Genomic DNA, 13471 nt, shown 5'->3' with positions numbered 1-13471 from the left:
CAGTCAATCGCTCGCGGAACCGTCGGTCGGACGAAGCGCCCGCGCAATTTCATCCGACAGTTGTATTAGAGCTGGGTCACTTCGCTGGCGCGGCCTTTTCTGCGATACCGTGAATGTCCGAGCGATACGCAGTGGGTTCTGCTCGAGCAAATGAACTTTATCGCTCAAGAATACAGCGTCACGAATGCTGTGTGAAATCATTATTACTGTAATCGGCTGATCGTTCAAAGCCGCGACTAATGTATCCTGTAAATCGAACCGCGTCTCGGGGTCTAAAGCGGCGAATGGTTCATCTAGCAGTAACACCTGCGGAGGATTTACCAGTGCGCGAGCGAAAGCTGCACGGCTTTTCTCGCCTCCGGACAGCTGTTTTGGCATTTTCATCGCATGCTCATTAAGCCCAGTGCCCCCCAACCACGTATCGATACTGCTTAACCACTTCGCACTCCCACCGATTGAAGCGAAGTCGAGATTCTCGCGAACAGTCTTCCACGGCAACAATCTATAGTCTTGAAAGACCATTTGAACCTTGCGACTAGGCCTTTTCAACTCCGCTCCTTCCAGTTCGACTCTGCCGCGGAATCGTGTCTCAAGTCGGGCCACTATTCTTAGCAGCGTCGATTTACCAGCCCCTGACTTGCCTAAAAACGATACGAATTCGCCTCGCTCAAGGCTCAACTCAAAATTCCTAATCAATTCTCGCTCACCCGCGAATGCCATCGACTGCACATTAAATTGTAGATGGCTCATTCGTGACAACCTCATCCATCCATGACTCTACCGAGTCGCTCCACTTTCCCGCTCTGCGCTGAAGGATCGCCATCACCAAATCCAGCAAAAACCCGATGGCCGCTAGGACGATTACTCCTGCGAGCATTTCCTCAACAAGTCCAAACCAAGCCTTGTCCAAAACGTAGTACCCAAGGCCTTCTTTGCCCTGTGTCGCAGCTGCCTTCTCCGCATACCCGAGGACCACCCAGCCGAATATCAAGCTGAGGCGTATTCCTCCAAGAATCGACGGCAACGTAGCGGGCAACACCACATCTTTGAGAACCTTCCAGCGCGTCTTCTCATAGATGCGCGCCACTTCTATGTAGGGTTGACCGATTATCTGAACGGCGTGAAGTGTCTGAAGAAACAAAAGAAAAAACGCACTCAGCCCGATCAGTACTACTTTAAACAGTTCCCCCAATCCGAAGAACAGCACAAGGAATGGCGCGTAAATGATAATTGGAATCGGAGCGAACAATTGAATTGGCGGTGTAACCCACTCTTCAAGATGGCGACGCTGTGATACGACCAGCCCGAGAGCTACCCCTATGGCAGCACCCAGAGCTACCCCCGCCAGCAATCGGGTCAAACTCACGACTGTCGCTGCAAAAATCGCATTTCGCTCGCGGAGAAATCGCTGAAACACCGTTGCCGGGCTTACCGAGTATCGCTCCGGCAGTACATGAAAAGAGAATACCACTTGCCATGCCAGCAGCAAAAGAATGAGCACTCCGATATCGACGAACATGCGTCGTATGCGCCGTGCTCTCATTTCCGGACAAAGCTTGTGTCTAGCAAATCAGTCCGAACGTTTACTACCTGGTTATTACGAACGAGGTCTTTTTGCTCAGAAAGGAACTTTGCTTTCGCCTCAATATCTACAGTAACATTCTCGGATAACGTTGCAGCCCAATTGTGCTTCGGCCATGCGAGCTTCACAATCCCTGGGTCGATTTTTAACTCTTTCGAGACAATACTCACTGCTTCTTCGGGATTTGCCTGTATCCAGTCTTTGGCCCGTTGAATGGCCGCGACTAACGCTTGGGCGACCGCACGTTGAGTGCTGATGAGTCGTTGAGGCTCCGACATGACGCTTTGAATTACGGCGTCTCCTCCCTTCAGGACCAATCCCTTTCCGCTGACTTCCTGTTCCTCGACGAAGGGGGGCCATACTGCCCATGCATCAATGTCCCCCGACTGGAACGCCGCTTGTGCAGTTGGAGGGGGCACATCTTGAATTGTGACGTCTTCGGGTTTGAGGCCGTTAGCTTTAAGGATATTCAGCAAACCGTAGTGGGAACTCGTTCCCTTTAGCACCGCAATCTTACGGCCACGTAGGTCTGCTACGCTTTTCACCGGCAAGTCACGGCGTACGACAACTTCTTGTTGCAGCGTACAACCCACCTCAACGACGCGAATGTCGTTGGGCTGCGCTCGCAAGATAGTCGCGGGAGCCTCTGCCGAAAAGAAAGCGCCCAGAGTATTATCCTGAAAACCTTGCGCAATCTCAGGGAAACTGCCAAATTCTCGGTAAGAAATCGTTATGCCAGCGCTCGTCGCCTGAAGCTGTTCTTCGAACCACTTGAAATGCCTCGCCACGTAATAGGGAGCGTAATCAATCGCCCTCGAGAAAGTACCTATCGTAATCTCCTTCGGCTCCGACTGATGTTGTCGACAACCGACTACAATAAAAAACATTATCGACCCAAGTAGCGCGAGCGCGCATGTAACTGTTCGTAGTTTGTTCATGGATTCTGTGGTATTGTTCATCACTAAAGTTTCGGACGAAAACCGGCGGGAAACTTTGCTGTGTCTGCATGGCGAGCTCCCTCCCACTTCGCAGTCTCTAAACCGGTCGTGAATTGGAAATCTACTTCATCGAGATCGGCGCCACTAAAATCTGCGGCAGCGACATCTGCTTGAGAAAAATCCGCTCTTTGAAGATTTGCTTCCTTGAATTTGGCGCGGACGGCGACAGAGCCTCTAAATGTCGCCTCTCGAAGCATTGCCAACGAGAAATCCGCTCCACTGAGTGTCGCGCGCGTAAACTTGGCATGACTTAATTCGCCTTGCATTAAGACGGCGTCCTCTAGGTTCGCGAACGAGAAATCGCATCCGGATGCTGTGGCCCGAAGGAGATTTGCTTCCAGGAGGATAGACCCATTAAAGACCGCCTTCTGCAATCGAGCTGCAGTGAATCCCACTCGCTTAAGTCTGCATCCCGATAGGTTTGCCTGGGAAAAGTCGGCAGCTCCAAAATCAATATCATCCAGTGTCCGATTATTGGCCCTCGCCCTAGGGAGATTGGCCCTGTGAAGCAAAAGGCCGGGATTTGATACAAAACTGACCCCGCGCATGCGCGATTCCCTTTCGGATATATCTAGGCCGACGGAAAGCAAAGCCGACGAAACAATATTTTCTGGAGCATCGTTGGGAATCGGATCTGATAATGCAAATTCCTTCAGCAAACTTTTTCCGCGCTCGAGCATTGGAAAGTCGCGTCGACGTAGCATCCAATTCCAGGTATACTGACCTGGAAACCCCTTAAGCAAGCTGGGCTCGGCGATTGTTTCGGTAAATGATAGCTCGAAAATCGAGCGCACCGCACTAGCGCGTATCGCTGGAGATGAGGCAGCTAACTGTTCCCTCGCGGAGGCGAACGAACTTTCGACCAATGATTTGGTGTTTTGAGCTCGACCCTCCAGGAATTGTTCCCAGGCAAATATGGCTGCAGCGATCACACCACAAATGGCTAACGCTTTTTCCGCGTAATTGAGCACCTTCTTCCATGCGCTCGGGTTTAAGTGATTCTGCGATAGCCTGACCAATTCGTGAAAGTCGTCCGCAATTCGCTGTGCGAGTCGGCGAAGGGTGCCCGCTGCGGCTGGTGCTGCTGATTTTACCGGAAACGTCTTCACGCTTTTCGGCTGAAACATGGCGTTTTGACGCATGCGGCAGCCATGCGAGCTATACAAGTTCTCGAGCGCTCGACCATGGAGGAATAAGGCTGCCGCTCGCTATCGTTCATGAGGGGGTTCGAATTATGGGGTTGGGGAAATGGCCGGTGGCGCCCAGTCGTTAGCGCCCTTGTAGTGGTCTTGGTCGATGTTGCCAAGAAAAATTGTGACAACTCCGGAGCCGGAGACAGGCTCTTGTAATGCCAATCCATAGCAACGGTGTAAGATCGGTCTGGAAAATCATTCGTCAGGAAAGTTGCACGGAACTCGAAAGAGTCTGTTCGCTAGATCGTTGACAGGGTGCCGGGCGGTGGAATTGGCGAGGTTCGCCGCGGCGAATCCGTTCGGCGGCGGATACGGCGAATTGAGGGTGAACCCTCCTCCCCCAAGGCTTCCATCTTCGCCAAGCCTACGACGGGACGAGTCGGCCTGGCAGCGGCGGCGGGCAAAAAGCGACTGCGGCTAAGGCACACGAAACGGTTTATTTGTATTCGGATCGATGACCAAAGTTCCAGGAGGAAATCCGCGGACGTCGATGAGGAATTTGGGGTCGTACGGGCTGGAGACGAAACCGGGTTTTCCAGGGATTAGGATTCCATTGGGAAGGGAGTCGGAAGCGTGATCGGTGACTGGTGATTGGTGAATGGTGGAGGATTGCGCCGGAGGCGGGACGGAAGCGTGATTGGTGACTGGTGATTGGTGATTGGTTGGAGAGTCGGGCGGACCTTGCGAAGCAACGACAGGGGGCGGCGGACTGACAGAAGCGACCGAGGGGCCGGCGGGTTGCTGGCTCGCGTTGGGGCGCAATTGGCTGATGAGGGTTTCGGGCTGGGAGCGTTCGTCCTGGAGTTTGCCGTCGGAATAGACGCGGACGATGAAGCCGCCGTAACGGAGGTCGTCGGGGATTCGGCGCGGATCCGCCTTCGCAAAAGCGCTACGACGTGACAGCGAGGATGGCGGCTTGAGATAGGTGGCGGCGAGATATTTCGGCTCGGGGTCGCTCCAGTCGCGGATGGGGGTGAGCCAGCGGTAGGTGACCTGCGCTTTGGTGGGGCGCATTTCGTTGGTCGGCGTGAGGTCGAAAAAGAAGACGGCGATTTCGACGTTGCTCTTTTCTACGTCAGTGCGGGAAGTCAGCCCGATGGTTCCGATGACGAGCTCTTCGCCGCGTGGTCCCCGTCGTTCTTCCTGGGTGAGGTCGATGATGGCGATTTGTCGCTCGAGCGCGGGAGAGACGGGAGTGGGCGAAGCTGACTCGATCCCGGGCGAGATGCGAGCAATGGCGGCCGCAGACGGCGACGGCTTTGTGGGCGGCTCGGGTTGGGGTGTGGCCTTGGCAATCGACGGATTGGCGGTGGCGGGTTCGGTTTGTTTCAACGGGGAGACGAGGTGCCAGAGTCCCAGGCCGGCGAGGACGAGAACGATGGCGAGAACGGCGACGAAATAAATCTGGAGTGAACCGAGCCGGGCCCAAAAGAGAGCGAGAGGACGGAGCAGGTGTTTCGGTTCGGCCGGCACATATTTGATTCGGATGAGATCGGGGCCAGTGACGTGTGACATGCGACGTGTGACGTGCATTTCTGATTGGGCTTGACCGGAGAACGTAGCACAAGGGGCGATCCGCTTTCGTCCCGCGAGGCGGGGCTACGGCGTGACAAGGGGGCGAGGTGGAGACGGGGAAGAAAACGCCGAACGTCCAACGCCCAACATCCAATGTCGAAGTTGGAAGACTGAGAAGGGAGAAAGGCGTCGAGATTCCAATCGAAAATCGAGAATCGAAAATCCTTCGCCGGGATTTACATTTGGTCGGCGAGCGATTACGCCATTGGGAAACTATGAAAACATTGATTGCTGCGGTGTCGCTCGCTTTTGTGTTTGTTTCCCCTGCCCTGCTCGCGCAGACCTCCGTGAAAATTCCGGCAGACAAGCCGGTGGCGTCGATCACGTTCCCAGAAGGTTGGAAGGCGAGCGCAGGTGCTGAGACGATCACGGCGAGCGCGGAGGATGGGAGTGCGCTCATTGATGTGATCGTCACGCGGCCCGATATGCTGGGGCCCTCAAACGACAAGGCCTGGGCGTTGCTCAAGGTGAAGCCGGATTTCGATTCGTATAAGGATACCAAATCGACGTTGAACGGGATGAACGTGGTGACCGTGACCGACGATGGCCGGACGAGCGATGGGAAGACGATGAAGATCACATTGACCGCGCTGGAAGTGACGAAGGACCAGGGCGTGATGCTGATCCAGCGGGGCGAAGGCATGGCGGAATATGCCGACGAAATTACGGCGATCCTGAACAGTGTTGCGGCCGCGAAGTAGCGCGGCGCAAAGTACGAAGGAAAAAGGAAGAAGGAAGAAGTGGGGAGGAACCGAGGAATGAATATCCGGGGAGTTTATTGGGGTGTACTTTTTTTGGCGGCGGCGAGCGGGAGCGGTCTGGCGGCGGCTGAGAATTCAAGCGCGCCCGCACCGGGGGATTTGAGGGCGGCAGGGAAGATTGAGTTTCCGATCTCGAGTGACGCGGCGGCGCGGGCGGAATTCGAGCGAGGGGTGGCGCTGTTGCACTCGTTCTTTTATGAGGAGGCCCGGCGAATCTTCACGGCGGCGGCGGAGAAGGATCCGAAATGTGCGATGGCGCAATGGGGCATCGCGATGACGTGGTGGCACCCGATCTGGACGCCGCCGACAAAAGAAGAGATGGCCGCCGGCACAGCGGCAATCGACCGGGCCGACGAAATGATCCGCCTTCGCCAAGGCTCCGGCGCGACAGGGCGGGAGAAGAAGTTTATCGCGGCGCTCCACGCTTATTATCACGCAGCGGATGGGCCGGCGTCGGGCGCGGTGGGGCAATCGTGTCATGGGCCGGTGGGATCGCGGGAACGCGCGCTGGCTTACGAGAAGGAGATGCGTGAACTGGCGGAGAAAAACCCCGACGACATGGAAGCGCAGACGTTTTATTCGCTCGCGATCCTGGCGGTCGGTTACGCCACGCCCAGCGACACAACGCTTTCGAAGCAGCTCGAAGCGGCGCGGATTCTGGAAAATTTGCGGAAGAAAAATGCGAATCATCCGGGGATCACGCATTACCTGATTCACAGTTACGATTACCCGGCGCTGGCGGAGCGCGGGCTGTCCGCGGCGCAGGTTTATGCGTCGATCGCGCCGTGGGTGCCGCATGCGTTGCACATGCCGTCGCATATTTTCACGCGGCTCGGGATGTGGGAGGAATCGGTCGCGGCAAACCGGGCTTCGGCAGAGGCGTCGCGCGCGTATGCAAAGGTGCGGCAGCGCGCGGCGACCGAAGCGGAGGAGCTGCACGCCATCGATTACGAGGCGTATTCGTATTTGCAGGAAGGCCGGGACGACAAGGCGAAGGAGATCGTGGATTTCGCGGCGACGGTGCGCGAAACGAACCCGAAGATGGAATTCACGGCCGCGTATGCGCTGGCGGCGATCCCGGCGCGTTACGCCCTGGAGCGGAATGACTGGAAGGCCGCCGCGGCGCTCGCGATCCCGAACGTGCCGCACTGGTCGTCGTTTCCGTTCATGGAAGCGTTGATCGAATACGCGCATGCGCTCGGGCGCGCCCACACGGGCGATCTCGCCGGCGCAGAGAAAGCCATCGAGCGGATGAAACAACTGCGCGACGCGACGTCGGACCCGAAGTTCGATTACTTCAAGAAACATCTCGACCTGCAAATGAAGACGGCGTCGGCCTGGGTGACGTGCGTCCGGGGCAAACCGGAGGAGGCAGTGAAGATTTTGCGCGAAACGGCGGACGCGGAGGATTTGCTCGGGAAGCATCCGGTTTCGCCGGGTGCGCTGGTGCCGGTGCGCGAACAATTGGGCGGGCTGCTTCTGGAACTCGGGCAGGCGAAGGAAGCGCAGCGTGAGTTTGAATCGGAGCTGAAGATTTATCCGGGACGGTTTCGCGGTTTGCTCGGCGCGGCGCAATCGGCGGAGAAAGCGGGCGAGACGGAGAGTGCGCGCCGGTATTACGCGAAGCTGGCGGCGCAGACGGCGAAGGCGGGAGACGAGCGGAAGGAACTCGCGCAGGTGCGCGCGTTCGCAAAGGAAGAAGTAAGAAGGAAGAATTAAGAAGTGTCGCTGTCGCTAAAACTGGGGCTGGTTTATTTGGCGTCGGAGGTTTTGCTCACGACCACGAGGCGTTCGCGGAGCAAGACGGGGACGAAACAGGACAAGAGCACTCTGGGGATGATCTGGGTTGTGATCGCGGTGAGCATCACGGCGGGAATTTTCGTGGCCCGGTCGAGGTCGCTCGCGTCCGGCGTAATCGGGTTGTTCGATTTTCCGGACAGGGATTGGATTCGGGTATTGGCGGTGGGGTTGTTCGCGGCGGGCCTGGCGGTGCGGTGGTGGGCGATCGTGACCCTGGGGCGATTTTTTACCGTGGACGTGGTCGTCGAGAAAGACCATGAAGTGGTGCAGCGGGGGCCCTTCCGGTGGGTCCGGCATCCGTCGTATTCGGGGGTCCTGCTGGCGTTTCTAGGCTGGGCATTGACCCTGTGGAATTGGGTGGCGATGGCGATCGTGCTGGTGCCGATTTTCGTGGCGTTCGTTCGGCGAATGAATGTGGAGGAGGACGCGCTGTCGCGGGCGCTGGGAGAGCGGTACGCAGAATACATGAGGCGCACCAAGCGGCTCGTGCCATTCATGTACTGATCCGGCCTCGTCTCACGACGCGGGACAAAGGCGCAAGACGCGCCCGCCCATCGCCAGGCCGCCACCTGGTGAGTTCATCCGCGTGACCCGGCTGCCCGCCGTCCAGCGCTGTCACGTCTTGTGGTCCAGCCAGTGCGTGGCGCGCTCAGTCACCTCTGCGCTATTTCGAAGCCCGAGCTTGATCCTGATGTGTTCCCGGTGGGCCTCGATCGTCTTTACGCTGCGACCCAGCCGGGTGGCGATCTCCCGCATCCGCAGGCCTGCGCCGATTAGCGCAAAAATCCGGGTCTCTCCCTCAGTCAGTTGCAAAGGATCGCTACGGCCAACCGCCGATAGGCGCGCCGGGGCGAGCAGCCGCCCGAGGAGCAACACCTGCATCTTCGGGTTCAGCCGCATCTCACCTGCGAGCACCAATTCGATCGCCTCGAAAAGCTCCCGCGCCGTCTCCCATTTCCCCACATAGCCCCCCGCGCCGGCCCGCATGCTGCGCTCGACACTTGCGCAATCGGTGCGCCCGCAAAGCACCAGCACCGGCACCATGGGAAAGAGGATCTTGAATTGCTTGAGCGTCTCGATCCCATCGCAGTCCTTTAACATCAGGTCAAAGAGCACCAGATCGGGCCGGTTGCATTCCACGGCCTGGACGAGCTTGCGTCCCTCGGTCAGCCTCCCGCATACCGTCAGCCGGGTCTGCCCCGCGATGAGCTGCACGATCGCCTCACACACGATCGCCTCGCCATCCACCACCAGCACACGCGCGGTGCGGCGGGCCGCGGAACTCTTTTTCCCCGCAGCCTTCGTGGGAGGTACTTCTTCTGCCATATTCCGAAAATAAGGTGTCCAGCGCCGCAGCGCGGCAATCCAAAATGCCCTAGGGACTGCGTCTTTTCACCTACACGAAAATAGGACGCTTCTCCCGATAGCCATCGGCGTTTGCCCGTGGATGATTGGCATCCGTGATCCCCAGCCCCTCCAAACGCCCCGCCTGCAACCGCCCCATGGCTCCCGAGGCACCGCTTCCTCCTCCGAATACTTGCCTGTGCAGACATCCCGTCCCTTTTCGGCGAACTCCGGTTCTTGCCCAATCGCCCCGCGGCAGGACAGATCGCTTTCGCATCGGGCTGCTTTCTCCGCATCAAGAGAACGTCACCTTTCCCCCCAGAAAGCAAAAACAACTCCCGTAAGACACAACGAGAGAAACAAGAGCAACCCCAACAACACACGAAAACCCCACTATATGCCTACAATCAGCACAGAAGATCTATGGAAGAAATGGATGGGCGCCCTGCAGGCGCTCGCGTTCCCGAATGGAATCGGCGACGGCCAGCAGTTCAGCGCCGCGCCCACCACCCTCAATGTGGACCTCGCGAACAGCGATCCGGGAGTGAGCAACTACAACATCTACCAAATCGGAAACGTTGTCCCGGCGAACAGCCCCGCCTACGCTCCCGCGGGCGGGTTGGTCACTTCCTACGCGACCTTCCTGGACTGGGTTCAGCTCCAGGGAGACGTAAACCCGAATCTGCAAAGCCAGATCAACCTCGCTGCCGGAAACCTAACGACTGCGGAAAACAACTTCCTGACCGTCCAGACCAACGCCTTTACCGCCTGGGCCAACTTCAAAACTGCCTCCGGGTCCAGCGTGGCGTTTTCGACCTGGGCCGTCCAAAACTATCCCGTTTATCAATCGGCCTATAACGCTCTTATCGGCGCGCAGAGCTCTTACAGCCAGCTTCTGAACCAAGCCTATGGCCCGGGCTACAGCGAACTACAGGCGGCCCGGAATAAAGTCGGCGTCCAGGGCGGAGCAGCGGATATCACGCTGCAGAATCCGTATAATATGGTTGCGGACCTGGTCACGATCGCGCCGCCGGGGAGCGGGAGCTCGCCGGTTCTGCCGGGGCAAACTCCGCCGCCTTCACCACAGACGCTTGTTTCCACATTCGTCCCGTCCTATACGCTCGAAGCCTTCGGTGCCAAATATAGCGAATGGCAAACGGCGAGCGTCCAGGGAAAAAATAACGCTGGCGGCACTATTACCGTAACGGCGGCGAGCGAAACCTTCGACTACAGCGAGTTCGGCTGGAATGCTTCCGTCGATGCGAGTTGGCTCGGCGACTTTTTCGAGATTGGCGGTTCGGGCTCATCGAGCGGCCAGCGCGTCAGTATCAACACGACGAGTTCGAATTTCAGCTTGAGTGTCGCCTTCACCGGGTTTGGGGTTTTTTCAATTTCGCCCGGCCTTTGGTGGGACAATGCCAGCCTGATTGACTTGTATAAGAACAGCCTCCGAACCGGTGCTCCCGATTTCTTCGGCCCGACCGGCGCTTTGGCACGGCTGCCTTACTCGATCGTTGTCGGCTTCGAGCCGACTATCACGCTGAAGATGGAGGCGAGCGATTACAGCAACGTCAAGAATACCTGGCAGGCGCAGGCCAGTGTGTCCATCGGGGTCGGACCCTTCACGCTCGGCTCCGCAAGCGTCTCGACTTACGGAACCAAGCAGAACATCAAGTGGGATGATGCCTCGGCCACGGTGACCATTGGGCCTGTCACCAGCACGCTGCCCATCCTTCTCGGCGTCATGAGCCAACAGCTCGGAAGCTAAGCATACTCGAGTCCAGACGCTCTTTCCCGCCGTTCATGGCCGCCCGGGTATGAAGGTCCGGGCGGCCACGCGGAGCGAGCACAACTTACCCCTACTTAATCAACGAAATCTGAAGCGTTCATATGCCATTAACCAAAACAAACACAGGTAACGTGATCCGGGGACGAGTAGTCCCTAATCAAGCCCAGCGACGTGATTGTCAGGCCGTCATCGCACAACTCAACTTTGCCGACCTGGGGCGTGGAGCCGGGACGTTGCATCAGGTCGGCGTTGCCCGAATCGACATGCAGGGCCGGACCGCAACGGGCGACGCGAACATCCAGGTTCAAATCGGAGGAGGCACGGTCGCGGCAGCGATGATAGCAAATTCCGTTCAGCGAACGACGGACCCAAACAATCAAAGAGGGGCGAGTAACGGAGCCATCTCCGTTCTAAATCAGAGCATGGACAGTGGCACCGTGTGGACCCTGACCGGAGCTCTTCCATGAACAATCGGGAAACTCACGGCCGACGCTCGTGTCTTCCTGCCGCGGCCACACGCAACCCGTTGAATTGACGTAAACCATCAGAGCGCGATCCACCCGCCAACGCGGGGAGCGGCGTTTCCCGCGGCCGGTTTCGCGCAATCGACAAGAGCCTCATCGCCATGGCGTTTCTTTTCCATCAAAACATGCGCAACTTCGGGGGTGCGGCGCCCGCTCGAAATGCGTCCTACACGGGCGCGTTTGGCGCCATCGCCGTGGGCCTGGCCGGCGCCGGCGGGATATGCGTGGGTGGTATGACCGAAATCGTTAACAACGGCACGGCGAGTGTCACGCTCAGCGGGCCCGCGCCAAATCTCTTCAATTGGCTGGGGCTCCAACCTGCAGTCCTCGCTGCATGTGGGATAACAGCCTTGGCGAGAGGGCCCGAATTCATCGGCATTGGCATCGCCGGCGTCGCGCTCGCTTCGGTGGGGCGAATTTTTCTGCAGGCGAGTGGGCAGGCAATCAACCTCATTCACGACATTGCCCGTCCGGGTCCACCGTCGCCAGAATGGTCCGAGGCGGTGCCTCCGTCGGCGACGCCCGACTATCGTGGGGTTGTCTATGTCGTAGTCACTTCCGCGGCGACCGGTCCATTCGGGGTGGGGTTCCTCCACAACCTCTATACATTCGTCGAACAGCGGATCCTCGTCGCGGGGCAGATTCCGGCTATCCTCGCCCTCATGCGAGCCAACCCCGCGATGGCTGGCGGGCGCGGTCACGTCTTTCTCGGTGGGGATTTCAACGTTGCTCCCATCATTCGGGGCACACCGCGGACGGGCATTGCGACTTGCTACGCTGTCGGCGCCGCTCCAGCCGCCACCCCGCCCGGCGCCATGGCTGGGGGGACAACGTGGAATGGCAACCTCTACGACTACTGGTATTCGGACCTCTCCCCGGCGGCCCCGGTCCCAATCGCCCCCGGCGGTGTCGCGCTTCCTATTCCCGGCGTGGCGACTAACACGCTCGACAGCGGCGCAGCAGGCCTGATGTCGGACCACGCAGCAACCGTGCTGCAGATCGTATGATTCGGTTTCAGCGGAACGGATCGGTTGCGCGGTCGCGGATGATCTGCTTCGCGGGGGCCACGGCGGCCGCCGAAAAAATCTGCGAAAAGTGCAATATTTTCGTTTGACGGTCCAACCCGGCGCAATATGTTGCTGTCCCGCTGAAATGCGGATCCCGCGTCCTGCGGGATGTTCTTCTCTTCGGGCTCATGGGCGAGCCGGTTTCATCAGTCAGCTGATCGGATCGGATTGTGTCGTGTACCGGAACAGGGAACGGTGATCTTTGACAGTTTGATTTTGGATTCGTATCACGACGGATTTGGCGGATCCAAAAGGTGAAGTAAGTCAGCGAAAATTGAATTGTGCGTTATTCGTTAAGTTTTCTTTGATTAAAAACTTTGGCCGGTCTCACGATTGGCAAAAGATTCATTGATCGAACGAACCTGTCGCGGTCCACGGACCGTGACGGATTAGAATGGTCAGATGCCAATGCTTAGCGGCATTGGCGTTCAAACTTTGTCCCCGAGCAATCGGGGCTCCAAATTTTTACGGAGAGTTTGATTCTGGCTCAGAACGAACGCTGGCGGCGTGGATAAGACATGCAAGTCGAACGAGACTTTCCGCTGTAGCAATACAGTGGAAAGTTTAGTGGCGAACGGGTGCGTAACACGTGGGCAATCTGCCGAGAAGTGGGGGATAGCTCGCCGAAAGGCGAATTAATACCGCATGTGGTGAAGGGAGACATCTCTCTGAATCCAAAGCCGGGGCAACCTGGCGCTTTTTGAGGAGCCCGCGGCCTATCAGCTAGTTGGTGAGGTAACGGCTCACCAAGGCTATGACGGGTAGCTGGTCTGAGAGGACGACCAGTCACACTGGAACTGAGACACGGTCCAGACACCTACGGGTGGCAGCAGTCGAG

General features: G+C 57.9%; 11 protein-coding genes and 1 rRNA gene. 6 read left to right on the top strand and 6 right to left on the bottom strand.

What is annotated here, in order from left to right; all coding sequences use genetic code 11:
• Window positions 1-3 precede the first annotated feature (3 nt).
• The 5 genes from VJU77_09705 to VJU77_09685 all read right to left on the bottom strand — a co-directional run bounded on the left by VJU77_09705 (window position 4) and on the right by VJU77_09685 (window position 5306).
• On the bottom strand, window positions 4-750 hold the full coding sequence (locus tag VJU77_09705) for an ABC transporter ATP-binding protein (GenBank protein ID HKP03619.1): 747 nt from the start codon (window positions 748-750) through the stop codon (window positions 4-6).
• Complete coding sequence (locus tag VJU77_09700; protein HKP03618.1) at window positions 731-1519, bottom strand: ABC transporter permease; 789 nt, start codon at window positions 1517-1519, stop codon at window positions 731-733. The genes VJU77_09705 and VJU77_09700 overlap by 20 nt, the downstream gene beginning before the upstream one ends.
• Window positions 1520-1539: 20 nt before the next feature.
• A complete protein-coding gene (locus VJU77_09695; GenBank protein HKP03617.1) occupies window positions 1540-2541 on the bottom strand; it encodes an NrtA/SsuA/CpmA family ABC transporter substrate-binding protein in 1002 nt (333 codons plus the stop codon).
• Between the two features lie 2 nt (window positions 2542-2543).
• Window positions 2544-3722, bottom strand: coding sequence for a pentapeptide repeat-containing protein (locus VJU77_09690; protein HKP03616.1), 1179 nt, complete (start codon window positions 3720-3722; stop codon window positions 2544-2546).
• A gap of 468 nt (window positions 3723-4190) precedes the next feature.
• The gene (locus VJU77_09685) at window positions 4191-5306 is read right to left on the bottom strand and encodes a hypothetical protein (GenBank protein HKP03615.1); all 1116 of its coding nucleotides are present in this window, start codon (window positions 5304-5306) and stop codon (window positions 4191-4193) included.
• A 257-nt stretch (window positions 5307-5563) separates the two neighbouring features.
• On the opposite strand from VJU77_09685, the gene VJU77_09680 reads away from it, so the two are divergent.
• The 3 genes from VJU77_09680 to VJU77_09670 are packed head-to-tail and all read left to right on the top strand — an operon-like array spanning window position 5564 to window position 8413.
• Window positions 5564-6049 carry a hypothetical protein gene (locus VJU77_09680; GenBank protein HKP03614.1) on the top strand — a complete coding sequence of 162 codons (486 nt, stop codon included), beginning with the start codon at window positions 5564-5566 and terminating at the stop codon, window positions 6047-6049.
• A gap of 57 nt (window positions 6050-6106) precedes the next feature.
• Entirely contained in the window at window positions 6107-7828 is a 1722-nt protein-coding gene (locus VJU77_09675; protein HKP03613.1) for a hypothetical protein, read from the top strand.
• Window positions 7829-7831: 3 nt separating this feature from the next.
• Window positions 7832-8413 (top strand): isoprenylcysteine carboxylmethyltransferase family protein, encoded by a 582-nt coding sequence (locus tag VJU77_09670; protein ID HKP03612.1) that lies wholly within the window; start codon window positions 7832-7834, stop codon window positions 8411-8413.
• Window positions 8414-8524: 111 nt separating this feature from the next.
• Here the strand turns inward: VJU77_09670 and VJU77_09665 are convergent, their stop codons facing one another.
• Window positions 8525-9235 carry a response regulator transcription factor gene (locus VJU77_09665; GenBank protein ID HKP03611.1) on the bottom strand — a complete coding sequence of 237 codons (711 nt, stop codon included), beginning with the start codon at window positions 9233-9235 and terminating at the stop codon, window positions 8525-8527.
• Between the two features lie 415 nt (window positions 9236-9650).
• On the opposite strand from VJU77_09665, the gene VJU77_09660 reads away from it, so the two are divergent.
• The 3 genes from VJU77_09660 to VJU77_09650 all read left to right on the top strand — a co-directional run.
• The gene (locus VJU77_09660) at window positions 9651-11021 is read left to right on the top strand and encodes a hypothetical protein (GenBank protein ID HKP03610.1); all 1371 of its coding nucleotides are present in this window, start codon (window positions 9651-9653) and stop codon (window positions 11019-11021) included.
• A gap of 646 nt (window positions 11022-11667) precedes the next feature.
• Window positions 11668-12573 (top strand): hypothetical protein, encoded by a 906-nt coding sequence (locus VJU77_09655; protein HKP03609.1) that lies wholly within the window; start codon window positions 11668-11670, stop codon window positions 12571-12573.
• A 524-nt stretch (window positions 12574-13097) separates the two neighbouring features.
• A 16S ribosomal RNA gene (locus VJU77_09650) occupies window positions 13098-13471 on the top strand; the annotation flags it as partial.

The sequence above is a fragment of the Chthoniobacterales bacterium genome, from assembly GCA_035274845.1.
In the GTDB taxonomy this organism is placed as follows: Bacteria; Verrucomicrobiota; Verrucomicrobiia; order Chthoniobacterales; family UBA10450; genus AV80.
This window is presented reverse-complemented; position numbering and strand designations above follow the sequence as displayed.